Here is a 22704-nt window from a genome sequence, read left to right on the forward strand (position 1 = left end):
CAAATTGGAGTGGGAGAAAAAAATTTCAGCGCGGTGGGCGCTCGTCGGACCGGCTGCCCTTGGGAATGTCGTTGTCGTCCTTCGGCAGGCGCGGCCACCAGCGTTCGATCTGCTCGGCCGCCCAGTCCTTGCCGGCCAGGCCGAAGGCCAGCGCCAGCGCGAACACCACGCCCGCCAGAATCACCAGGAAGCTCTGGCGCACGATGTCGCCGCCCACCTTGACCTGGTCCAGCGCAATCAGGATGACGAAGGCCATGACCGCATAGCGCGCGATCTGCCCCAGCAGCATGGCGTCGCGCATCTGCGCGCCCCGGAAGTAGCTCGACACCGCCTCTCCCACGAAGCGGGCAAAGTAAGAACCGAAGGCCAGCACCAAGAGGGCCACGAAAAGATTCGGCACGAACCACACCACGCGCCCGAGCAGGTCGGCGATGTAGCTCAGGCCCATGCCGTTGAACGCCAGCAGCAGCGCCGCAAAGATCACCAGCCAATAGGCCAGCACGCCGAACAGGCTGCTGGTGTCGCCCGGCCATCCGCCCTGGCGCAGGAAGTTGTCCAGCCCCGCGCGCTCGGTCAGCACGTTGAAATTGATGGCGCGCAGCGCCTTGGTGACCGCAAAGCGCACCGTCTTGGCGATGAGCCAGCCGGCGAGCACCACCACCAATGCAATCGCCAGGCGGGGCACGAAGGCCCCGACCTGGTAGAGCATTGCGTTCAGCGGCTCCAGGTGAATGCCAAATCGGTCCATGTTTTTCTCCGGTGCGTGGTTATGCGGTTGCGGTTGCGGTTGCGGACGAAGGCGGCGAATGCGGTGCAAGCATCAACCGGGCCGCTCCACCTGCAGCAGCGCGAGCACGCCGTTCATCGGCACCTGCGCCCAGTCGATGCGGTTGTTGAGCTCGTAGCGCAGCTCGTACAGCGCCTTCTCGATCTCGAACAGCGCGAGCAGGTCGGCGTCGATGCGGGTGGCGTCTTTTCCCGCGCCCGCTTGCGAATAGCCGTCCAGGAAGGCCTGGCGCGCCGACTGTTCCCAGGCGGCGGCGGGCGGCCCCAGGTAGGCGGCCTCCTCCACGCTCTGCGCCACGCGGCGCAGGGCGGACCAGCGCGCGTAGTTGAACGAGCGCAGCATGCCGGCCACGTCGCGCAGCGGCGATCCCTTGGCGCGGCGCTCGTCGAAGCCGCGCGCCGGCTCGCCTTCGAAGTCGATGATCACGAAGTCGTTGTCCCGCAGCAGCACCTGCCCCAGGTGGAAGTCGCCGTGGTAGCGGCTCTTGATGCCGCCGTGCGCCTGGGGCGTGCGCGCGGCAATGGCGTCCTGCAGCGCAGCTTCCATCGCGAGCAGGGCCTGGGCGTCGGGCTGCGCCGGCGCCGGCAGCTGGTTCAGCCTTTCGCGCAGCAGCCCCAGGGTGGTGGCGGCGTCGGCGCGGGCCTGCTCTGCGTAGCGGGCGATGTCGCTGTCCAGCAGCGGCTCGGGGTCGAAGGCCGCCGCGCCGGTGCGCAGCGCGAGTGCCTGGTGCAACTCGGCGGTGCGCCGGCCCAGCGTGGCCATGAGCGCGAGAAAGCCGCCATGCACGGCCATCGGGTCCGGCAGCGCGCCGTCGGTGGTGGCGAAGTCGCGCAGGAAGCGCTCCAGGTAGCCCAGCGTGTGGTCCCAGCCGTCGCCCTGGTTCGACACATAGGACTGCACCATGGCCAGCGTCATCGTGCGCCCGTCGTTGCCGGTGTATTCGAGCGCGCCCAGCACCGGAACGCAATGCGGATATCTGGCAACCTCGGTCAGGAAGCGGCCCATCTCCAGTTCGGGGTTCAGGCCTTCGCGCAGGTGGCGGTAGCCCTTGAGGAACAGGGTTTCGTCGAGCGTCACCACGGTGTTGCTGCTCACGCCGCTGGGCCGTCCGATCGGCAGGCTGGCGATGTCGGCCTCCACATCGGCGAAGGCAGCCGTCGCGCGGAACCTGAGCCGCCCCTGCGCGGTTTCCAGGTCCAGGCCGCTGCGGATGGCCAGCACCAGTTCGCGGCAAAACGCCTCGTCGTAGAACGCATCGCCCATCAGCCCCACCTGCGCCTGCTGTCGCACCTTGGCGAGCGCCGCCTGCGCGACGCCGGCCATGCGCTCCTCGTCGCGCTCTTCCCAGGCCAGTGCCAGCGGCATGAAGTAGGTGGCGCCGCCGGGCGGCCCGTCGAGTTCGAGCAGCGGCAGCATCCAGCTGAGCGGCCCCACCTCCCACACGACATGGTCGGCCAGGCGCGCGCGCTCGATGGCGGTGCCCTTCGATGCATACCAGCGCTGGATCTCGATGTGGCGCGGCAGCGTCTCCAGCTCGAACTGGTTGCGCATGCGCTCCGACATGCCGATGCGCCAGGGCATCACGCGCTCGCGGAAGAAGCTGGTCCAGCCGTCGAACAGCACCAGCGTGGGCCACTCCTGCAGCGCCACGCCCTCCTGGTGCCAGCTGGGCATCTCGGCATCGGAGGTGAGCCGGAACCAGTAGAAACCGTACGAGGCCAGCGTGAGCAGGTACGGCAGCTCGCCAATGGGCGGGAACGGCGCGCGGCCCAGCATCTCGATGGGCACGCGGCCCTTGAAGGCCGAGAGGTCCAGCTCCACCGGCTGCGCAGCGCGCGAGAGGTTGAACACCGTGAGGATGATGTCCTCGTCGTACTCGCTCAGGTAGGCCAGGATCTTGCGGTTGCCCGGCTTCAGGAAGCGCCGCTTGCCGCGGCCGAAGGCATGGCTGGTCTTGCGCACGGCCAGCATGCGCTTGGTCCAGTTGAGCAGCGAGCTGCTGTCGCGCGCCTGTGCCTCCACGTTGAGCGCCTCGTAGCCGAACATCGGGTCCATGATGGGCTGCAGGTACAGCCGCTGCGGGTCGGCGCGCGAGAAGCCGGCGTTGCGGTCGGGGCTCCACTGCATGGGCGTGCGCACGCCGTTGCGGTCGCCCACGAACACGTTGTCGCCCATGCCGATCTCGTCGCCGTAGTAGATGATCGGCGAGCCGGGCATCGACAGCAGCATGCCGTTCATGAGCTTGACGCGGTCGATGTCGTTCTCCATCAGCGGCGCCAGCCGCCGGCGGATGCCCAGGTTGATGCGTGCGCGCAGGTCGGCCGCGTACATGGTGTACATGTAGTCGCGCTCCTTGCTGGTGACCATCTCGAGCGTGAGCTCGTCGTGGTTGCGCAGGAAGATGGCCCACTGGCAGCCCTCGGGAATGTCGGGCGTCTGCTGCATGATCTCGACGATGGGATGCCGGTCTTCCTGCGCAATCGCCATGTACATGCGCGGCATCAGCGGAAAGTGGTACGCCATGTGGCACTCGTCGCCATCGCCGAAATACTCGCGCACGTCTTCCGGCCACATGTTGGCTTCGGCCAGCAGGAAGCGGTTCTTGTACTGCGCATCGATGGCGGCGCGCACCTTCTTGATCACCGCGTGGGTCTCGGGCAGGTTCTCGTTGCTGGTGCCGTCGCGCTCCACCAGGTAGGGAATGGCGTCGAGCCGGAAGCCGTCCACGCCCATGTCGAGCCAGAAGCGCATCACCTTGAAGATGGCTTCGAGCACCGCGGGGTTGTCGAAGTTGAGGTCCGGCTGGTGGCTGAAGAAGCGGTGCCAGTAGTAGGCCTTGGCCACCGGGTCCCAGGCCCAGTTGGAGGTCTCGGTGTCGGTGAAGATGATGCGCGTGCCCTGGTAGATCTGGTCGGTGTCGCTCCACACGTAGAAGTCGCGCTCGGGCGAGCCGGCCGGCGCGCGGCGCGCGGCCTGGAACCAGGAGTGGTCGCTCGAGGTGTGGTTGATGACCAGTTCGGTGATCACCCGCAGCCCGCGCTCGTGGGCGGCATCGAGCATCTCGCGGAAGTCGTCCAGCGTGCCGTACTGCGGGTTCACGTCCTCGTAGGCCGAGATGTCGTAGCCGTCGTCGCGCAGCGGCGATGGATAGAAGGGCATCAGCCAGATCGTGTTGACGCCGAGCTCCTTCACGTAGTCGAGCTTGGCCGTCACGCCCTTGAAGTCGCCGATGCCGTCGTTGTTGGAGTCGAAGAACGCCTTGACGTTGAGCTGGTAGATCACCGCATCGCGGTACCACAGGGGGTCGTCGCTGATGTCGATCTCTACCGTTTCGAGCGCAATGTGGGAGACAGGGGCGTTCATCGTTGCGGCCTCACAGGAAGTAGTCGAAGTCGCGCTCGTCGCCGTGGCGCCGCCGTACGACGAAGATGTGCGCGGGCACGCTGTGCGGATCGAGCTTGACGTAGTGCCACCCGCCCTGCCAGATGAAGCGCTGCCCGCTCAGCAGGTCGTGCATCTGGAATGGGCGCGACCGATCGACGTTCACGCTTTCGGGGTCGAGCTCGAGCCAGCCCGACTGCACGTTGTGCGGATCGAGGTTGACCACGGTCACGACCACGTTGTCGCCGCCCTCCGACACCTTGGCATAGGCCAGCAGCTGGTCGTTGTCGATGCGCAGGAAGCGCAGGCCGCGGTCCCGGTGCAGCGCCGGGTTCTCGCTGCGGATGCGGTTCACGCGCGTGATGAACGGCGCCAGGCTGCCCGGGTCATCGTGGTTCCAGTGGCGCAGCTGGTATTTTTCGGAGTCGAGGTATTCCTCGCTGCCGGACGAGCGCGGCCGGTGTTCGCGCAGCTCGTAGGCCGGCCCGTAGATGCCGTAGTTGGCCGACAGTGTGGCGGCAAGCACCAGCCGCGCCATGTAGACCGAGGCTTCGCCGCCCTGCAGCTGCTCGTGCAGGATGTCGGGCGTGTTGGGCCACACGTTGGCCCTGAAGTAGTCCACGCCCGGCGGCGTGGACAGCTCGGTGAAGTATTCGACCAGCTCCTGCTTGGTGTTGCGCCAGGTGAAGTAGGTGTAGGACTGCGAGAAGCCCAGCTTCGCGAGCCGGTGCATCACCTTGGGCCGCGTGAAGGCCTCGGCCAGGAAGATCACCTCCGGGTGCTGGCGCCGGATCTCGCCGATCACCCATTCCCAGAACGAGAAGGCCTTGGTGTGCGGGTTGTCGACGCGGAAGATGCGCACGCCCTCCCCGATCCAATGCTCGATCACGCTGCGCAGCTCGGCCCACAGGCCGCGCCAGTCCTCGCTCTCGAAGTTGAAGGGATAGATGTCCTGGTACTTCTTGGGCGGGTTCTCCGCGTACTGCACGCTGCCGTCGGGGCGCCAGCGGAACCAGTCGGGATGCGCCTTCACGTAGGGATGGTCGGGCGCGCACTGGAAGGCGATGTCCAGCGCGATCTCCAGGCCGTGCGAGGCGGCCTGTGCGCAGAGGTGGCGAAAGTCTTCCGCCGTGCCAAGGGCCGGAAGAATGGCCTTGTGGCCGCCCTCGGCCGCGCCAATGGCCCACGGGCTGCCGACGTCGTCCGCGCCGCTGGCCAGCGCGTTGTTGGGGCCCTTGCGCTGCAGGCGGCCGATGGGATGGATCGGCGGAAAGTACAGCACGTCGAAGCCCATGGCCGCAATCGCGGGCAGCCGCGCCTCCACGTCCTTGAAGGTGCCGTGCACGCCGGGCGTGGTGCCGGCCGAGCGCGGGAACAGCTCGTACCAGGTGCTGAAGCGCGCACGCTCGCGCTCGGCCTCCAGCGGCAGTTCGAGCGAAAAATGCACCTCGTGCCGGCGGTCGGGGTGGCGGCACGCCAGCACGGCGAGCTCTTCGTCCAGCGCCAGCGCCTTGAGCGCCGACACATCCGCGCCGGGGTCGGCGGCCACGGCATCGAGCTCGGTGGCCCAGTTGGCCAGTGCCTGCCGGTCCGCGCCCTCGGCCCGCTCGGCCGCGGCGGCCACCTCCAGCGCGCCCACCTGCGATGCGATGCGCACGTCGTCGGGGTCCACGCGGCGCGTCATTTCATGGCGCCACGACTCGAAGGGATCGACCCAGGCCACCACCGTGTAGAAGTAGCGCCCGAGCGCGGGCGGCGCAAACGAGGCCTCCCACACGTCGTTGACCAGCGGCTTCATCGGCACTTCGCGGAACTCGGTCTTGCCCTGCGGACGCCAGCACAGCTGCACCCGCAGCACGTCGTGGCCGTCGGTGAAGCAGTGCGCCTTCACGCGCACCCTTTCGCCGACGATGCATTTCACCGCGAAGCGGCCGTTGTCCACCGACGGCAGCACGGTGTCGATGACTGCGCGCCGGTTGCCGCCCTGCACATCGGGCGCCACGGAAGCCGTGGGCGCCTGCGGGTTTGTGAACAGTTTCATCATGATGGCCGGTGCTCGAGAATCAGCGTGGACAGCGGCGGCAAGGTCATGCACACCGAGTGCATGCGGCCATGCGAACGCACGGGTGCAGCCTCGACGCCGCCAAGATTGCCCCACCCCGAGCCGCCGAACTCAACGGCGTCGGTGTTGATGAGCTCGCTCCAGAAACCGGGCAGTGGCACGCCCAGCAGATAGTTGGTGCGCGGCACCGGCGTCATGTTGCTGACGACCAGCAGCGGCGGATGGCCGTCGCGCGGCTTGCGCAGGAAGGCGAACACGCTGGCGTCGGCATCGTTGGCTGCGACCCATTCGAAGCCCGCCGCCGAAAAGTCCTGCTGGTAGAGCGCGGGCGAGCCGCGGTACACGCGGTTGAGCTGCGCCACCAGCCGCTGCAGTCCGCCATGCCCTTCGAGATCGCAGACCCACCATTCGAGCTCGCCGTCGTGCGTCCACTCGCGCCGCTGCCCGAACTCGCCCCCCATGAAGAGCAGCTTCTTGCCCGGGTGCGCCCACATGAAGCCAAACAGCGCGCGCAGGTTGGCGAACTGCTGCCATTGGTCACCCGGCATCTTGCCGAGCAACGAGCCCTTGCCGTGGACCACTTCGTCGTGCGACAGCGGCAGCACGAAGTTCTCGTGGAACGCATAGACCAGCGAGAAGGTCATCTTGTGGTGGTGGTACTTGCGATGGATGGGCTCTTCCTTCATGTAGGCGAGCACGTCGTGCATCCAGCCCATGTTCCATTTCTCGCCGAAGCCCAGCCCGTCCATGTCGGTCGGCCGCGAGACGCGCGGCCATGCGGTGGATTCCTCGGCCACGGTGATCGTGTCGGGGTGCTCGCGGTAGACGGCGCGGTTCAGCGTCCGCAGGAAGTCGATCGCCTCCAGGTTCTCGCGCCCGCCGTGGCGGTTGGGAATCCATTCGCCGTGCTGCCGCGCGTAGTCCAGGTAGAGCATGGACGCGACCGCATCGACGCGCAGCCCGTCGAGGTGGTACCTGTCGAGCCAGAACAGGCCCGACGACACCAGGAAGCTGCGCACCTCCGCGCGGCCGTAGTTGAAGATGCTGGAGTTCCACTCCGGGTGGAAGCCCTGGCGCGGATCGGCATGCTCGTAGAGGTGCGTGCCGTCGAAGAACGCGAGGCCGTGCTCGTCGGCCGGAAAGTGCGAAGGCACCCAGTCCAGCAGCACGCCGATGCCGTTCTGGTGCAGGTGATCGACCAGGTACATGAAGTCCTGCGGGGAGCCGTAGCGCGCCGTGGGCGCGAAGTAGCCGGTGGTCTGGTAGCCCCAGGAGCCGTAGAAAGGGTGCTCCGTCACGGGCATGAGCTCCACGTGCGTGAAGCCCATCTCCTTCACGTAGGCCGCGAGTTCATGCGCGATTTCGCGGTAGCCCATGAACCGGCCCTCGCGGCGGCGCCACGAACCCAGGTGCACCTCGTAGACGGACATCGGCGCATCGAGCGCATTGCGCGCGGCCCGCGTGGCCATCCATTCGGCGTCGTTCCATTCATAAGAAAGTTCGCAGATTCGCGAGGCCGTGGCGGGCGCCAGCTCGGCGCAGAACGCGAAGGGGTCGGCCTTGTCGACCGTGTAGCCGCCAAAGCGCGAGCGGATGCGGTACTTGTAGGCTTGGCCCGGCGCGGCGTGGGGCACGTGACCCTGCCAGATGCCCGTGCCGTCCGCGGACGGCACGAGCGGATCGGCATCGCCGGACCAATGGTTCCAGTCGCCGACCACCGTCACCGATTCCGCATTGGGCGCCCACACCGCGAAGCGCGCGCCGCCCTCCTTCAGCAGGTGGCAACCCATGAGGTCGTACAGGCGGGAATGCGTTCCTTCGCGGAACAGGTAGGCGTCTTGCGCCTCAGGCTCTGAAAGCAGTTGGGTCACTGGCACCGGTGTTCCTTGCTTGCATGCATGAAGGCCAGCGACCGGGTGTCCAACGGAACACGCTTTCGGCATCTACAAGGCCTGACCGCACAATTTGCAAAGAATCCGGGCTCAGCGGGTAAGGCTGAAACCTCCTTGCCGTGTCGGAGAGTTGCCCATCACGCGACCAGGGACGAAAACCGGCCGCGCACCGGGCGCGGCGTTTTCAGGCGGCGAGCGGCGTGGCCTGCGGTGCCATTTGCGAGCCTCCGGACCGGGGAGAAAAGCGCCGCGAAAAATCGTCCACGGTCAGCACGATCGGCTGGTTCGGGTTGGCGCGGTAGCGCTTGAGCGCCGCCGCGCCAATGACATCGAAGTGCGCCTTGCAGGTTTCCAGCAGGCGGTCGCCCAGGTTTCGGGTGCCGAACACGTCGTGCAGGGTTTCCTCCGAAATCTGCCCGATGATCCGCGCGCCATCGTGGCCGTCCGGGTAGATCGCGAAGCGGACGGCCGCCGTGTCAAAGCAATAGATGCCTTCGAAGTCCATGTCTGTCTCCTGATGAATTCTTTCGCTTGCATGAGCGAATCGGATTCAGCGCGGAACCACGCACCCGGCAGGATGGATTTGCGCGCATGTTCAGGAAGGATGCGGCCTACAACCCCTGCGAGGGGTGCGAATCGCGGCTTCGCGCGGGTAAGACTTGCTGCAATGCATGTCCGAAGCGCTTTGCGCGGAGCCAGTTCTTGGGGCCCCGGGAGCCGGGTTCGGGCTGCGACCGTTCGCCCGGATAGCGGATTCGCGCGAGCTCCTCGCGTCCCTTCTCGGTAATGGCCAGCACCTGCGCCGCGGGCTCGCTGCCAGCGAGCTTCAGGGGGTCGGCCGGCGCCGGAATCAGTGCAATCACGAGCCCCGCCTGGCGCAGGATCCTGACCTCGTCGATCTCCTTGGGCGTGCGGAAAGACACGGGCAGGCGGGATGCGGCAATCTGCTTGAGCAGGTCCATCGGCATGGCAAATCTCCTTCAGGTTTGGAATGACGATTGACGATTTCGACGAGGAACGATGTAGGTCCGCGCGGCGCGCGTTCAAGAGGCCTCGACTCTAGTTTTTTTCAATTGCGGCATCGGCCTTCATAGCGCCTGGGCAATCAGGTTAGCGCCCTCGGATATCCCCTCTTGAAAACCAGCCGCCAGCGCCTATTTCGCTGATCGGAAGCGCTGGAGGCGCACGCCTGCGGCGCACCGTTCAACCTGTTGTTCGTTCTTTGAATGGAGGTTTTCGCCATGTACCGATCCCTGTTTCCGCGCGACATGTTTGCAGAGATGGATCGCCTGCAGCGCGAGATGCAGCAGGCCTTCGATCTGTCTCCGACCATCCGGGGCTTCGGCCGCAACGGCTTTCCGGCCCTGAACATCGGCGGCACGCCGCAGACCGTGGAGATCTACGCATTCGCGCCCGGTGTCGACCCGTCCAGCCTCGAGGTGAACCTGGAGCGCGGCCTGCTCACCATTGCCGGCCAGCGCGCCAACAACCTGCCCGGGTCCGACACCAAGGCGGCCGTGCACATCAACGAGCGCTTCGAGGGCTCGTTCCGGCGCGTGCTCACCCTGCCCGACGATGCCGACCCGGACGCCGTGACCGCCAAGTACCGCGACGGCGTGCTGCACATCAGCGTGCAGCGCCGCGCTTCGTCGCAGCCGCGGCGCATTGCTGTTCAGTGACGATGATGCAACGATGAATTGAAGAAAGGAGAGACGATCATGGACCGCAACACCACCACCACTTCGCCTCGCGCGGCCGGATCGAAGGAGATCGCGCGCAAGGACGACAGCACGCGCTACAGCGACGCGGCGCTCACTCCGCCGGTCGACGTGGTCGAGGACAGCGGCGGCATCACGCTCTTTGCCGACCTGCCGGGTGTCTCGCGCGACAAGCTCAGCCTGCAGGTCGCATCCGACACGCTGACCATCGAGGCCGAGTCGGGACTTTCCGTGCCCGAGGGGCTGGAATCGAGCCACACGGAGGTGAGCCTGGGCCGGTTCCGCCGCGTCTTCACGCTCAGCAAGGAGCTCGACACCAACGCCATCTCGGCCGAGCTTTCGCAGGGCGTGCTGAAGCTGCGCATTCCCAAGGCCGAACACGCGCAGCCGCGGCGCATCGAGATCCAGGCAGCCTGAGCGAGGGGCGCAGCATGCCATGCGACGCAGGCGATGGAAGGAAGATGAGCGGCACCGAGTGCCTGGCGCGGCTGCGCGCCGACGCCGCGGCCCTGAGCCCGCGCGCCGCGCACATCGCGCTGGCACTCCTGCCCGCCGTCGATCACCTGCCGGACGCATGGAAGGCGGGCCTGCGCAAGACCCTGGCCCACCGCGCCACCGCCGCGCCGCTCTCCCCCATCGAATTCGACGCGATCCGCGCGACCGCAGCCAGCCTTCCGCACGCCTACCCCGAATGGGTGGTCACCGACCCCGAGCACCCGAAGGCGCGCGAGCTGATTGTGAATGCGTGGCGGGAAGCGGAGCGGCACGGGCGGGGTGGGCTGCGGGCCGGCACCTGAGGGCGAGGCGGGTATTCATCTCGCCAGGGGCGTCTGCTGATGCAAAGCCAGCCGCCACTGCCCGCCGATGCGCACATAGGCCGAGCTGCATTGCGCCCTGTAGGGCGCCGATCCGTCGTCGCGCTCGGCGGTGGCCTCGTACACCAGTGCGGCCGCATGCGGTCCGGCGGAGATTGCGCGCTCGGCGGCGAACACCACGTGTTTCCAGCGCGGCGCGTTGCGGATCGCCTCGAGGGTGCGCGCGCGGTCCAGCACACCCACCGGCGGCACAAAGACCATCAGCGACTCGGGCGCAAGGCCCTGCGCATAGGCAGGCTCGCCATCCACCCAGAAGGTACGTTCGAGTTCCCAGAGTTCTTTCTCCTGCATCGGCGGCTCCACTGCGTCTCCAGATGCGTTCCACTCTATGGCGATGCCGCACGCCCCGGTGGCAGTGCACGCCTACGCCAATGTGGGCATCGCCCTACAACATCCATGCGCCGGCAAAAATAAGGTGGCCGCAAGGACATCCGGGAAATGGCATTCGAGTTTTTCAGGAACCGGCAGCAGGCTGGCCGCGTGCTCGCTCACAGGCTCGCCGCCTATGCGCACAAGCCGGACGTCGTCGTGCTGGCCCTGCCGCGCGGCGGGACGCCGGTGGCCTGCGAAGTGGCCAAGGCTTTGCATGCGCCGCTGGACGTGCTCGTGGTGCGCAAGCTCGGCGTGCCGGGACACGAGGAGTACGCGATGGGCGCCATCGCAGGCGGCGGCGAGCGGGTGCTGGATGAAGACCTTGTGCGAGAGCTCGGCATCGGCGCGAAGGAGGTCGACGAAGTCGTGCGCAGCGAGCAGTACGAACTCGAACGGCGCGAACGCGCCTACCGCGGCGACCGGCCCGCGCCCGATCTGCATGGCCGCACCGCCATCCTGGTGGACGACGGGCTTGCGACCGGCTCGACCATGCGCGTGGCCGTTCGCGCGGTGCGCCGGCAGGCGCCAGCCCGCGTGGTGGTTGCAGCGCCCGTGGGATCGCGCGAAGCCTGCGCGCTGCTGCTCGGCGCAGCGGACGACGTGGTCTGCGCCGAGACGCCGGAGCCCTTCCTCGGCGTGGGGCGCTGGTACCTGGACTTCTCGCAGACCAGCGACGAGGAAGTCTGCCACCTGATCGAAGACGCCAACCATCATGGCGCGCTTCCTGCCTGAGGACCGTGGACGATGAAGCCATCGCGCATTTCGGACGAGGCAGAGGCGCTGCGTGCAGTGGCGCATCCGATGGATGGATCTTCCAGCGACCACGACGCGCTGCTCGAGCTGATCGGCGACGCGCACTACGTGCTGCTCGGCGAGGCTTCGCACGGCACGCACGAGTTCTATGCGGCACGCGCCGACATCACGCGGCGCCTGCTGGCCGAGAAAGGCTTCCACGCGGTGGCCATCGAAGGCGACTGGCCCGACGCCTACCGCGTCAACCGCTATGTGAGGGGCGCCGGCGACGACGCCAACGCGCGCGATGCACTCGCAGGCTTCCGGCGCTTTCCGACCTGGATGTGGCGCAACGAGGACGTCGCAAGTTTTATCGAATGGCAGCGCGCCTTCAACGATGCGGGCCCGCCGCAGGGCAAGACCGGCTTCTACGGGCTGGACCTCTACAGCCTGCATGCCTCCATCGAAGCCGTGCTCGACTACTTCGACCGCACCGATCCCGTGGCGGCGCGCAGCGCCCGCGAGCGCTACGGATGCTTCGACCGCTTCAGCGATGGCGGGCAGGTCTACGGCCTGATGGCCGGCCTTGGCAACACACCCTCCTGCCAGCGGGAAGTGGTCGAGATGCTGGTCGAGATGCGCCGCGCCGCCGGCGACGCATGGCGCAGCGGCAGCGCGGCCAGCGAGGAAGAGGCCTTCAACGCCGAGCAGAACGCACGCCTGATCAAGAACGCCGAGGCCTACTACCGTTCGATGTACCTGAGCGACGTGTCCTCCTGGAACCAGCGCGACCGGCACATGGTGGAGACGCTGGGCGAGATCGAGCGCCACCTGTGGCGCGCGAGCGAACGTCCGAAGATCGTGGTGTGGGCGCACAACTCGCACCTGGGCGATGCGCGCGCCACCGAGATGGGCGAGCGCCGCAGGGAACTCAACGTCGGCCAGCTGGTGCGCGAACGCCAGGGCCGCGATGCGGTGCTGGTGGGCTTCACCACGCACGCCGGCACGGTGATGGCGGCCTCCGACTGGGGCGCGGCCGCCGAACGCAAGCAGGTGCTTCCCTCGCGCGAGGACAGCTACGAGGGCCTCATGCACGAGACCGGTCTCGATCGCTTCATGCTGCCGCTGCGCGGCGAGGGAAGCCACTTCTTCGCGCTGCGGGAGCCGCGGCTCGAACGCGCGATCGGCGTCATCTACCGGCCCGAGACCGAGCGGCAGAGCCACTATTTCTTCGCGCGGCTGCCGGTGCAGTTCGATGCGCTGCTGCATTTCGACAGCAGCGCCTCGGTCGAGCCGCTGGAACGCGATGCGGCAGCCATGGACGCGGAAGTTCCAGAGACCTATCCCTCGGGCCAGTAGCCGCGCGGCCGCGGCGCCGGTCCGGTCCGCGTGGGTGGAAGCCAGCACGTCGGCGCCGGCATCGAGCTGCTCATGCCGGCCGCATGTGCCCGGCTCCACTGCATGGGCGTGCGCGGCGGATCGCAAGCCGCGCCAACTCGAAGGGAAAGCACTGCATGCTGCTGGAGCCCCACGGCCACCGGTGGTTCCGCGTCGGCCCGCTCGATCATCTTCTCAAGCGCGGGGAAATGCGAGAGTGCGCCGTTGGCCGGCGGTGCATGGGGGATTGCGCGAGGCGGCCGTCCCTCGCTTCTGACACACTACGTGCAGGCGCAGCGCGGATCTCATCGCGATGCACGTCCATGCCAATGAAATTGCCCGGTCTTCGGAATATCCGCATCAGCCTGAACACACGCGTGGGCCTCGGCGTTGCCGCGGTGGTCCTGGCCGCCACGCTCGCCATTGCCACGGTTGCCCTGCAGCTGGTCAAGACCAGCATGAAGGCCTCGATCGAAAGCGAAGCATTCGCACGCCTGTCGGCCATCGCGAACACAGTGGACCAGAAGTTCGTCAGCCGCCGCACCCTGCTGGAGACCTTTGCCGACAGCCTGGGATCGAACGACTTCCCCGACGCGCCGGCGCTGCAGGCCTTCCTCGAAAGGCATCCGTCGCTGCGCCAGGCCTTCAGCAACGTGGCGTTCTTCACGCCCGAGGGCGACCTGATCGCGAGCCTGAGCGGTGCGCAGCAGCCGGGGCGGGTGAACATCAAGGACCGGCCGTACTTCCAGCAAACGCTCTCATCCCGGGTCGGCGTGATCTCCGAACCCTATCTCAACCGGCTCAGCGGCCTGGCGCAGATCGCCATGACCGAGCCGGTGCTGGACCCCGCAGGCAACCTGAAGTTCGTGATCTCGGGCGCCATCAACCTGAAGGACCGCAACCTCCTGGGCGAGCTCACCGACGTGAGATTCGGCGAAACCGGCTATCTGTTCATCACCAGCACGGACGGCGTGGTGATCGACCATCCGCGCACCGAGCGCATCATCAACCAGACGGGCCTGAAGGGCGTCGGCAATCCCGAGATCGAGCGGCCGCTGGAAGGCTACGAAGGCGCGGCCGAAGGCCTCAACCATGCCGGCGTGCACGGCCTGTATGCCTTCAAGCGCATCCAGCAGACGAACTGGGTGCTGGGGTCCATGTATCCGAGCGCGGAGGCATTCGCCCGCGTCGACGCCATCGAGCGTTCGGCATGGATCGGCACGGTGGTGCTCGCAATGCTTGCGGGTGCCGCGGCGCTGGGCCTCGTGCGGCAGCAGCTCAGGCCGCTCACGCATCTGCACCGGCACATGCTGGACGCGGACAACCCGGCCCTGCAAACGGCCGTGCCGCGCACCTACAGGCGCGACGAGATCGGCGATCTTGCGCAAACCTTCGACACGCTGATGCAGCAGCGCAAGTCGAGCGAGAAGTTCCTGCGCGACATCACCGACAACCTTCCCGCGCTGGTGTCGCATGTGGATGCGCAGGGCCGCTATACCTTCGTGAACGCCCCGCTGTGCAGGAAGCTCGACCGCGGCGCGGCGCAGCTGATCGGGCGAACGGCGCAGAACATCGGCGAAGACGAGACGGTGGACGCCGCAGTGCGGCGCGTGCTGGCCGGCGAGGCCGTCAGCTTCGAAAGCCGGGGCGAAGCGAAGCGCGGCGAGGAAGACCGCTACTTCCAGACCGAACTCATCCCCGACCGCGACCAGGCCGGGCAGGTCCGCGGCTACTACGCCATGACCTCCGACGTGACCGAGCGCAAGCGCATCGAATTCAGCCTGGCCCACAGCGAAGCGCAGGTTCGCGTCATTGCGGACAACATCCCTGCCCTGGTCTCGCACGTCGATTCCTCGCTGAGATACACCTTCGTCAATGCCCAGGTGAGGGCACTGCACAAGGACCGCGCCATGGTGGGGCAATCGATGCCGGAGGTTCGCGGTCCGTCGGATTTTGCGATCGTGGTGCAGGCCTACGAGCGCGCGCTGGCCGGCGAGACGGTGGTCGTCGAGAAATCCGGCGATCCGGCGCTGGGCATCGGCGAGCGCACCTTCAAGGCCCACTACATTCCCGACCGGGACGCGAACGGCGTGGTGCAGGGCGTGTTCGCCATGACCTTCGACATCACCGACGAGGTGAACATACGCAAGGCCCTGACCGAGCAGGAGAAGCGGCTGCGCGACGTGACCGACAGCATCCCCGCGCTGGTGGGCTATTTCGACAGCAGCGAGAACTGCCTCTTCGCCAACAGCCGCGCGCGGCAGATGGCGGGCCTGGGCAGCGGCCCGCTCGACCGCGTCACCCTGCGCTCGGCGCTGGGCAGGACAGTGCACCGGCAGATCCGGCCCTATCTTCCGCTGGTGCGCGAGGGCAAGTCGGTGCGCTTTCCGGTGCAGGCGCCGCTGCACGGGAAGGATGGCTTTTTCCAGGTCAACCTGGTTGCCGACATGGCCCCGCAGGGCGGGCTCGTCGGTTTCTATCTCATGACTTTCAACATCACCGCGCTCAAGCGCGCGGAACTGCGGCAGGCCGAGAGCGAAAGGCGCCTGCGCACCATCACCGACAACCTGCCGGCCCTCATCACCTACATCGACCGCGAAGAGAAGATCACCTTTGCCAATGCCACCTACCGCGAATGGCTCGGCGTGGAGCCGGCCGAGATCCTGGGCCGCCATGTCGGCGACGTCGCGGGCCCCGAGCTGTATCTCTCGCGCAAGGCCATGATCGCGCGTGCGCTGGCGGGCGAGCGCGTGGAGTTCGAGGCGCAGACCAGGACCAAGGGTGTCGACCGCACCACCCGCGTGAGCTACGTGCCCGACATCGGCCCCGACGGCGCCACGCGCGGCATCTTCTCGCTGAGCCTGGACATCAGCGCATTGAAGGCGGTGGAGCGCAAGCTGAGCGACCTGGCGCGGGTCGACACGCTCACCGGCCTTGCGAACCGGCTCGCCTTCAACGAGTACCTGCCGGGCGCCATTGCCCGCGCGCAGCGTTCGGGCAACGCGCTGGCGGTGCTGTTTCTCGACATCGACTACTTCAAGACCATCAACGACACGCTCGGCCACGCGACCGGCGACGCCGTGCTGGTGGAATATGCGCAGCGCCTGCTGGCCAGCGTGCGAGGCACCGACACCGTGGCGCGCCTGGCGGGCGACGAGTTCGTGGTCGTGCTGGAGAACGTGCACACGCGGGAAGCCGCCGTGGCCATCGCGCGAAAGATCGTCGAGCGGGTGGGCACCGTCCCCTTCGAACTGGACGGCCGCAGCCTGAACGTCACGACCAGCATCGGCATCGCCTTCCACCAGGCCGCGGACGCCTCGGCCGGCGCCGCCGACCTGCTGGCGCGCGCCGATGCCGCGCTCTATCGCGCAAAGGCCGCGGGACGCAACACCTTCGGTTTTTCTGATTGAGAACTTTGGTAGTGGTTGCGCATCGCCCTTGCAGGTGGCGGGGGGCGCATTCCTGCTGACAAGCCCGCCCTGGCGGCCTCAGAATCCCTTTCACAGGAGAAACCATTTCATGTCCCCCACCGAAGTCGTCACGCCCGAGCAACTGCTGCACGCACTGGAAGTCCAAAGCCGCATGCCCATCCTGCGCATCGGCCAGGCCCTGATGGCGCTGGGCATGCTCACAGAAGAACAACTGCGCGCCGGCCTTGAGCAGCAGCAGCTGGACCGCAGCGTGCCGCTGGGCGAGACCCTGGTTCGCATGGGCGTGGTGACGCGGGCCCAGCTGCAGGCGGCGCTGGTGCGCAAGATGGGCTATCCGCTCGTGAACCTGCACGAGTTCCCGGTCGCCGTGGACGCCCTGCGCACCATCAGCCATGGCGTGGCCCGCCGCCTGCAGGTGATGCCGCTCATGATCCACGAGGGGCGTCTCATCCTTGCGCTGGACGACCCGGCCAGCCGCCATGCGGCCATCGACGAAGTGGAGTTCATCTCGCAGAAGAAGGTGGTGCCGGTGATCGGCGAATGCCTGGTGCTGGACACCGTGCTCTACAAGGCCTACGGCAAGATCGGCACCGACTCGGCCGACCCGACCATCGTGCACGATCCCTCGCGGCCGCTGGACTTCGACATGGGCGGCGCGGGCCCCGGCAGCAGCCCCGGCCCCGGCACCGGTACCAGCCTGGGCACCAGCGACCTGCTGGTCACGCTCGAGAAGGAGCGTCCCGCTCCCGCCGTCGAGGAGACGGCCATCGAGCAGTCGGACAACTCGCTGGTGCGGATGATCAACAGCATGATCGTGGACGCGCACCGCGAAGGCGTGTCGGACATCCACATCGAGAGCTATCCGGGCAAGGAAAAGACCCGCATCCGGTTTCGCCGCGACGGGCGGCTGCACACCCACCTGGAGCTGCCGGCCAGCTACCGCAACGCGGTGGTCGCGCGCGTGAAGATCATGTGCGACCTGGACATCAGCGAAAAGCGCAAGCCCCAGGACGGCAAGATCAATTTCGCCAAGTACTCGCCGCAGCACCGCATCGAGCTGCGCGTGGCCACCATTCCCACCGCCAACGGGCTCGAAGACGTGGTGATGCGCATCCTGGCCTCGGCCAAGCCGATTGCGCTGGACAAGCTCGGGCTGTCGCCGCGCAATCTCTCGGAACTCACCAAGGCCGTGGAGCGGCCCTACGGCATGGTGCTGTGCGTCGGGCCCACGGGGTCGGGCAAGACCACCACGCTGCATTCGGCCCTGATGCACATCAACACGCCCGAGCGAAAGATCTGGACGGCCGAAGACCCGATCGAGATCACCCAGCCCGGCCTGCGCCAGGTGCAGGTGAATCCGCGCATCGACTGGACCTTTGCCAAGGCGCTGCGCGCCTTCGTGCGCGCCGATCCCGACGTGATCATGGTCGGCGAGATCCGCGACGAGGAAACGGCCCGCACCGCCATCGAGGCCTCACTCACGGGCCATCTGGTGCTTTCCACGCTGCACACCAACAGCGCGCCCGAAACCGTGACGCGGCTGCTGGACATGGGCATGGACCCCTTCAACTTCGCGGACTCGCTGCTCGCGGTGCTGGCCCAGCGGCTGGTGCGGCGCCTGTGCAGCCACTGCCTCCAGAGCCGCCCGATGCGTCCCGAGGAGATCGAGGAGCTGCTGGCCGACTACATGCACGCGTTCGCGGGACAGGAGACGCCGGCCGAACGCGAAGCCGTGCACAACACCTGGCTCGGCCAGCACGGCCGCGACGGCCAGCTCCAGGCCTTTTCGAGCACCGGATGCCTGCACTGCGACAACACCGGCTTCAGCGGGCGCGTCGGCATCCACGAGCTGATGGTGATCTCCAGGACGCTGCGCCGCCTGGTGCAGGGCGGCGCGCGCGCCGAGGAACTGCAGGAAGCCGCGCTGCGCGAGGGCATGCGCACGCTGCGCCAGGACGGCATCGGCAAGGTCCTGGCCGGGCAGACCACCATCGAGGAAGTCCGCGCAACCAGCAACGCCTGAGCTGGCGCCTCAGGCGGCGTCCCACGCCACGGCCGGCAGCATCGCGATGCCGGGCCTGGCGAACAGGTAGCCCTGGAACAGGTCCACGCCCAGCGCCCGCAGCGCGTGAACCTCTTGCGAAGTCTCGACGCCTTCCGCCACCACCCGGATGCCGAGTTCGCTGCAGGTGCCCACGAAGCCCTTCACGATGCTGAGCCGGACCGCGTCGTTGTGGATGTTGCGCACCAGGCCCATGTCGATCTTCACCACGTCGGGCTGAAAGCCCGCCAGCAGCTCGAAGCCCGCATAGGCGGCGCCGAAGTCGTCGATGGCGGAGGTGAAGCCGTAGTCCTTGTAGGTACGGAACACCGCCGCCAGCGCGGGCAGGTCCGCCACGCGTTCGCCTTCGGTGATCTCGAACATCAGGTGGTCCACCGGAAAATTGCAGCGCTGCGCGGCCACCATGGCGGTATGGAAGCACTGGTCCTGCCGCCCCGCCACGTCGTTGGGCAGGATGTTGAGGCTCAGCCGCGTTTCCATGCCCAGCGCCGAAGCGGTCTCGATGGCTTTCACGCGGCAGGCCTCGTGGAACGCGAAGCGGTGCCGCGGGTTCACGCGCGAGAGCACCTCGAAGGCGCCCTCTCCCGAGGTGCCGCGCACCAGGGCTTCGTGCGCGAACACTTCGCGCCGCTGGAAATCCACGATCGGCTGGAAGGCCATGACGAACCCGTCATCGAAGCCGGGAAAGCAGGCATCCGCCATTGTTCCGATGGTCACTGGAGTGGATCTCGCGGGAAAGGGATCAAGTCGTCGAACTGCACCAAGAAGTATTCAAATGTAATCGTTTCATCGACAGCCTCGCCATGATCAGCCCGCAGGCAGGTCGAAGCCGAGTTCGGCCCAGACCGGCGCGTGGTCGCTCGCTCCGGGCCGCCCGCGCACTTCGCGGTCCACGTTCGCATCGGCCAGCAAGGATGCGAGCTCCCGGTTGAGCAGCAGGTGGTCGATGCGCAGGCCGGCATTGCGCGGCCAGCGGTTGCGCCAGTAATCCCAATAGGTGTAGATCGCCTCGCGCGGATGGCGCGCACGGATCGCGTCGGTCCATCCTTGCTTCAGCAGGCGGGCGAAGGCCGCGCGGCTTTCCGGCTGCAGCAGCGCATCGTCCTGCCATGAAGCCGGGTTGTAGATGTCCGCATCGGTGGGCACCACGTTGAAGTCGCCGGCCAGCACCGCCGGCATGCCGCAGCCGCAGAGAAGGCGCGCATGGGCGTTGAGCCGCTCGAACCATTCGAGCTTGTAGTCGAACTTGGGGCCGGGCTGCGGATTGCCGTTGGGCAGGTACAGGCAGCCGACGATCACGCCGCCCACCACGGCTTCGAGATAGCGGCTCTGGGTGTCTTCGGAGTTGCCGTCGAGCCCGCGGCCGGTTTCGATCGGTTCCCTTCCTCGCGCAAGAATGGCCACGCCGTTCCATGCGCGCTGGCCGTGGAACAGCACGCCGTAGCCCGCGTCCCGGATCGCCGCGGCGGGAAAATTCGGGTCCGGGGATTTCAGCTCCTGCAGGCAGGCCACGTCCGGGCGGGCCTCGGCCAGCCATGACAGCACAAGCGCAAGCCGGCTGTTGATGCCATTGACGTTGAAGGTCGCGATCTTCATGGACGCTGCGTCGAACACAAGCGGATGCATCGGATCATGGCCCGAAAGCCGCCCCGGCCATGTCGGAGAACACGCCCCCCGCGAGAAGCCGCGAACCGCCCGGAAGGCTTCAGCGGCGGTCGCTTCGAGGTGCGCCCGGCTCCGGGATGCACATCAGCGCGCCCAGGGCCGTGAGCCCGAGGAAGGCCGAAGCCCACAGCGCGCGCGCGCCCCAGCCCTGCACGAGCAGGCCGAAGAGGAACGGCGCACCGGCCTGCAAGAGCCGCGCGGGCACCATCAGCAGGCCCTGCCGCCCGCCATAGCCCTGGGGGCCGAACAGCAGCAAGGGCAAAGTCCCGACCGCGATCGTGAGGATGCCGTTCCCGGTGCCATGCAGCACGGCAAAAACCACGGCCGCCGGCGCGCCGAACACCAGCAGCGCAGCCACTCCCAGCGGATGCGCCAGCGCGGCGATCCGCGCCGACAGCAGCGCCGGTGCGCGCCTGAGAAAACCGAACTCCAGCAGGCGGCCCGCCACCTGCGCCGGTCCCACCAGCGCGGCAATGGAAACCGCGGCCATCACCGACACCCCGCTCGCATGCAGCAGGCTCGGCAGATGCGCCGCCATCGCCGTGCTGATGAACCAGCCGACGGCAAAGACATAGGCCAGCAGGAATTCCGTTCGCCGCGGCCGGGGCCCACCACCCGGTGCAGTCGCGGCGGCTTTTTTGGTCTTGGGAAGCTGCTGCGCCGCGGCCTCCCGCACCCTCGGAACGATGGCGTTCAGCGGCAGCCCCAGCACCAGGTGCAGGCCCGCCCAGGCCATGCATGCGCCGCGCCAGCCGTAATGCGATTCGAGGAACGCCGTCAGCGGCCAGCCCACCGTGCTGGCAAATCCCGCGAACAGGGTGATGCCCGTGATGGCACCGCGCGAGTCGGCGCCATGAATGCGCACCACCGTGGCAAAAGCCGCCTCGTAAAGCCCGCTGCCCATCGCCATGCCGATCAGCACCCACGCGGCCATCAGCCATGGAACGCTTCCGGCTTGCGACAGTGCCAGCAGGCCCGCGGCAAAGACGAGGTTGCTGCCCATCAGCACGGGCCGACCGCCGAACCGGTCGATCGCCTTGCCGGCAAAGGGCCCCAGCGCGGCCGACACCACGAGCGCCAGCGAGAACGCGGCAAACACGATGAACGACGGCGCGCCGAGGTCGCGCGCGATGGGCGCGGCCAGCATGGCAGGCAGGTAGTACGACGAAGCCCAGGAGAGCGTCTGTGCGGTTCCGAGCACCGACACCGTCAGCGCCCGGCGCGATGCGGGGGCCATGCCGTGGCGGCCTCGGCGCCGGTCAGTCCGCCCTCACGCCTTTTTCATACCAGCCCTGCGACCGGTTGACCACCGCGACCACCAGCAGCATCACCGGCACCTCGATCAGCACCCCCACCACCGTGGCCAGCGCGGCGCCCGACTGGAAGCCGAACAGGCTGATCGCCGTGGCCACTGCAAGCTCGAAGAAATTGCTCGCGCCGATCAGTGCCGACGGGCCGGCCACGCAGTGCGCCACGCCCAACCTGCGGTTGAGCACATAGGCCAGCCCCGAGTTCAGGAACACCTGGATCAGGATCGGCACCGCCAGCAGTGCGATCACCAGCGGCTGCCGGATGATGGCTTCGCCCTGGAACGCGAACAGCAGCACCAGCGTGAGCAGCAGCGCCGAGATCGACCAGGGCCCGAGCCGCGCCGCCACCGCCTGGAAGTGGGCCGCGCCCTTCTTGAGCAAGTGCTTGCGCAGCAGCTGCGCAATGACCACCGGCACCACGATGTACAGGCCCACCGAGGTCAGCAGCGTGTCCCACGGCACCGTGATCGACGACAGCCCGAGCAGGAGCGCGACCACCGGCGCGAAGGCCACCACCATGATCGCGTCGTTGAGCGCCACCTGCGACAGCGTGAAGTACGGGTCGCCCTTGCACAGCTGGCTCCACACGAACACCATCGCCGTGCAGGGCGCGGCAGCCAGCAGGATCAGGCCCGCGATGTAGCTGTCGAGCTGCGTGGGCGGAAGCAGCGGCGCGAACACGTGGCGGATGAAGATCCAGCCCAGCAGCGCCATCGAGAACGGCTTCACGGCCCAGTTGATGAAGAGCGTGACGCCGATGCCGCGCCAATGCGCCTTCACCTGCCCGAGCGCCGCGAAGTCGATCTTCAGCAGCATCGGGATGATCATCACCCAGATCAGCACGCCCACCGGCACGTTGACCTTGGCCACCTCGAGCGAGGCAATGCCGCGGAACACGCCCGGCAGCCACTGGCCCAGCGCAATGCCCACCACGATGCACAGCGCAACCCAGATCGTGAGGTAGCGCTCGAAGAAGCCGATGGCGGGCGGCGGTGCGGACGATGCAGCGGCAGTGGCGGTGGCGGTATGGGTGCTCATGA

At 67.5% G+C, this 22704-nt stretch carries 18 protein-coding genes; 7 read left to right on the top strand and 11 right to left on the bottom strand.

Annotated elements, in window-relative coordinates; genetic code table 11:
- Positions 1–25: 25 nt before the first annotated feature.
- The 6 genes from EJO66_RS07800 to EJO66_RS07825 form a co-directional block, all read right to left on the bottom strand.
- Complete coding sequence (locus EJO66_RS07800) at positions 26–748, bottom strand: mechanosensitive ion channel family protein (RefSeq protein ID WP_125964902.1); 723 nt, start codon at positions 746–748, stop codon at positions 26–28.
- 72 nt (positions 749–820) lie between these two features.
- Complete coding sequence (gene treS / locus EJO66_RS07805) at positions 821–4150, bottom strand: maltose alpha-D-glucosyltransferase (protein WP_125964903.1); 3330 nt, start codon at positions 4148–4150, stop codon at positions 821–823.
- 10 nt (positions 4151–4160) lie between these two features.
- Entirely contained in the window at positions 4161–6212 is a 2052-nt protein-coding gene (locus tag EJO66_RS07810; protein WP_125964904.1) for an alpha-1,4-glucan--maltose-1-phosphate maltosyltransferase, read from the bottom strand.
- Positions 6209–8107 (bottom strand): 1,4-alpha-glucan branching protein GlgB, encoded by a 1899-nt coding sequence (glgB, locus tag EJO66_RS07815; RefSeq protein ID WP_125964905.1) that lies wholly within the window; start codon positions 8105–8107, stop codon positions 6209–6211. The genes EJO66_RS07810 and glgB overlap by 4 nt, the downstream gene beginning before the upstream one ends.
- A gap of 199 nt (positions 8108–8306) precedes the next feature.
- The gene (locus EJO66_RS07820) at positions 8307–8627 is read right to left on the bottom strand and encodes a hypothetical protein (RefSeq protein ID WP_125964906.1); all 321 of its coding nucleotides are present in this window, start codon (positions 8625–8627) and stop codon (positions 8307–8309) included.
- 106 nt (positions 8628–8733) lie between these two features.
- Positions 8734–9090, bottom strand: a complete 357-nt coding sequence (locus EJO66_RS07825; RefSeq protein ID WP_125964907.1) for a hypothetical protein — start codon at positions 9088–9090, stop codon at positions 8734–8736.
- A 273-nt stretch (positions 9091–9363) separates the two neighbouring features.
- On the opposite strand from EJO66_RS07825, the gene EJO66_RS07830 reads away from it, so the two are divergent.
- Genes EJO66_RS07830 through EJO66_RS07840 form a run of 3 tightly spaced genes read left to right on the top strand, consistent with a single transcriptional unit; the run spans position 9364 to position 10637 of the window.
- Positions 9364–9801: an Hsp20/alpha crystallin family protein gene (locus EJO66_RS07830; protein ID WP_124959411.1), complete on the top strand. Its 438-nt coding sequence runs from the start codon at positions 9364–9366 to the stop codon at positions 9799–9801.
- Between the two features lie 39 nt (positions 9802–9840).
- Positions 9841–10257 carry an Hsp20/alpha crystallin family protein gene (locus EJO66_RS07835; protein ID WP_125964908.1) on the top strand — a complete coding sequence of 139 codons (417 nt, stop codon included), beginning with the start codon at positions 9841–9843 and terminating at the stop codon, positions 10255–10257.
- 44 nt (positions 10258–10301) lie between these two features.
- Positions 10302–10637 carry a hypothetical protein gene (locus tag EJO66_RS07840; RefSeq protein WP_125964909.1) on the top strand — a complete coding sequence of 112 codons (336 nt, stop codon included), beginning with the start codon at positions 10302–10304 and terminating at the stop codon, positions 10635–10637.
- 15 nt (positions 10638–10652) lie between these two features.
- On the opposite strand, the gene EJO66_RS07845 is transcribed toward EJO66_RS07840, so the two are convergent.
- Positions 10653–11006 (bottom strand): nuclear transport factor 2 family protein, encoded by a 354-nt coding sequence (locus tag EJO66_RS07845; RefSeq protein WP_125964910.1) that lies wholly within the window; start codon positions 11004–11006, stop codon positions 10653–10655.
- A 147-nt stretch (positions 11007–11153) separates the two neighbouring features.
- Here EJO66_RS07845 and EJO66_RS07850 point away from each other — a divergent pair, with 147 nt between their 5' ends.
- From EJO66_RS07850 to EJO66_RS07865, 4 genes are all read left to right on the top strand, one after another.
- The gene (locus EJO66_RS07850) at positions 11154–11819 is read left to right on the top strand and encodes a phosphoribosyltransferase (protein ID WP_125964911.1); all 666 of its coding nucleotides are present in this window, start codon (positions 11154–11156) and stop codon (positions 11817–11819) included.
- Between the two features lie 12 nt (positions 11820–11831).
- Positions 11832–13178 carry an erythromycin esterase family protein gene (locus EJO66_RS07855; RefSeq protein WP_125964912.1) on the top strand — a complete coding sequence of 449 codons (1347 nt, stop codon included), beginning with the start codon at positions 11832–11834 and terminating at the stop codon, positions 13176–13178.
- A 395-nt stretch (positions 13179–13573) separates the two neighbouring features.
- A complete protein-coding gene (locus EJO66_RS07860; RefSeq protein WP_240648537.1) occupies positions 13574–16606 on the top strand; it encodes a sensor domain-containing diguanylate cyclase in 3033 nt (1010 codons plus the stop codon).
- A 109-nt stretch (positions 16607–16715) separates the two neighbouring features.
- Positions 16716–18650 (top strand): GspE/PulE family protein, encoded by a 1935-nt coding sequence (locus EJO66_RS07865; protein WP_125964914.1) that lies wholly within the window; start codon positions 16716–16718, stop codon positions 18648–18650.
- Between the two features lie 9 nt (positions 18651–18659).
- Here EJO66_RS07865 and EJO66_RS07870 read toward each other — a convergent pair whose 3' ends face one another.
- From EJO66_RS07870 to arsB, 4 genes are all read right to left on the bottom strand, one after another.
- The gene (locus EJO66_RS07870; protein ID WP_125964915.1) at positions 18660–19406 is read right to left on the bottom strand and encodes an EAL domain-containing protein; all 747 of its coding nucleotides are present in this window, start codon (positions 19404–19406) and stop codon (positions 18660–18662) included.
- Between the two features lie 90 nt (positions 19407–19496).
- A complete protein-coding gene (locus EJO66_RS07875; protein ID WP_125964916.1) occupies positions 19497–20285 on the bottom strand; it encodes an exodeoxyribonuclease III in 789 nt (262 codons plus the stop codon).
- Positions 20286–20394: 109 nt separating this feature from the next.
- Positions 20395–21591 carry an MFS transporter gene (locus EJO66_RS07880; protein WP_125964917.1) on the bottom strand — a complete coding sequence of 399 codons (1197 nt, stop codon included), beginning with the start codon at positions 21589–21591 and terminating at the stop codon, positions 20395–20397.
- A 22-nt stretch (positions 21592–21613) separates the two neighbouring features.
- A complete protein-coding gene (arsB, locus tag EJO66_RS07885) occupies positions 21614–22702 on the bottom strand; it encodes an ACR3 family arsenite efflux transporter (RefSeq protein WP_125964918.1) in 1089 nt (362 codons plus the stop codon).
- Positions 22703–22704: the final 2 nt, after the last annotated feature.

It is taken from the genome of Variovorax beijingensis (genome assembly GCF_003951285.1).
Classification (GTDB): domain Bacteria; phylum Pseudomonadota; class Gammaproteobacteria; order Burkholderiales; family Burkholderiaceae_C; genus Variovorax; species Variovorax beijingensis.

Bases quoted from the DNA above. Each gene is read 5' to 3' on its own strand.
- EJO66_RS07800 (WP_125964902.1), bottom strand. From the start codon at position 748: ATGGACCGATTTGGCATTCACCTGGAGCCGCTGAACGCAATGCTCTAC.
- treS (WP_125964903.1), bottom strand. From the start codon at position 4,150: ATGAACGCCCCTGTCTCCCACATTGCGCTCGAAACGGTAGAGATCGAC.
- EJO66_RS07810 (WP_125964904.1), bottom strand. From the start codon at position 6,212: ATGATGAAACTGTTCACAAACCCGCAGGCGCCCACGGCTTCCGTGGCG.
- EJO66_RS07820 (WP_125964906.1), bottom strand. From the start codon at position 8,627: ATGGACTTCGAAGGCATCTATTGCTTTGACACGGCGGCCGTCCGCTTC.
- EJO66_RS07825 (WP_125964907.1), bottom strand. From the start codon at position 9,090: ATGCCGATGGACCTGCTCAAGCAGATTGCCGCATCCCGCCTGCCCGTG.
- EJO66_RS07830 (WP_124959411.1), top strand. From the start codon at position 9,364: ATGTACCGATCCCTGTTTCCGCGCGACATGTTTGCAGAGATGGATCGC.
- EJO66_RS07835 (WP_125964908.1), top strand. From the start codon at position 9,841: ATGGACCGCAACACCACCACCACTTCGCCTCGCGCGGCCGGATCGAAG.
- EJO66_RS07840 (WP_125964909.1), top strand. From the start codon at position 10,302: ATGAGCGGCACCGAGTGCCTGGCGCGGCTGCGCGCCGACGCCGCGGCC.
- EJO66_RS07845 (WP_125964910.1), bottom strand. From the start codon at position 11,006: ATGCAGGAGAAAGAACTCTGGGAACTCGAACGTACCTTCTGGGTGGAT.
- EJO66_RS07850 (WP_125964911.1), top strand. From the start codon at position 11,154: ATGGCATTCGAGTTTTTCAGGAACCGGCAGCAGGCTGGCCGCGTGCTC.
- EJO66_RS07855 (WP_125964912.1), top strand. From the start codon at position 11,832: ATGAAGCCATCGCGCATTTCGGACGAGGCAGAGGCGCTGCGTGCAGTG.
- EJO66_RS07865 (WP_125964914.1), top strand. From the start codon at position 16,716: ATGTCCCCCACCGAAGTCGTCACGCCCGAGCAACTGCTGCACGCACTG.
- EJO66_RS07875 (WP_125964916.1), bottom strand. From the start codon at position 20,285: ATGAAGATCGCGACCTTCAACGTCAATGGCATCAACAGCCGGCTTGCG.
- EJO66_RS07880 (WP_125964917.1), bottom strand. From the start codon at position 21,591: ATGGCCCCCGCATCGCGCCGGGCGCTGACGGTGTCGGTGCTCGGAACC.
- arsB (WP_125964918.1), bottom strand. From the start codon at position 22,702: ATGAGCACCCATACCGCCACCGCCACTGCCGCTGCATCGTCCGCACCG.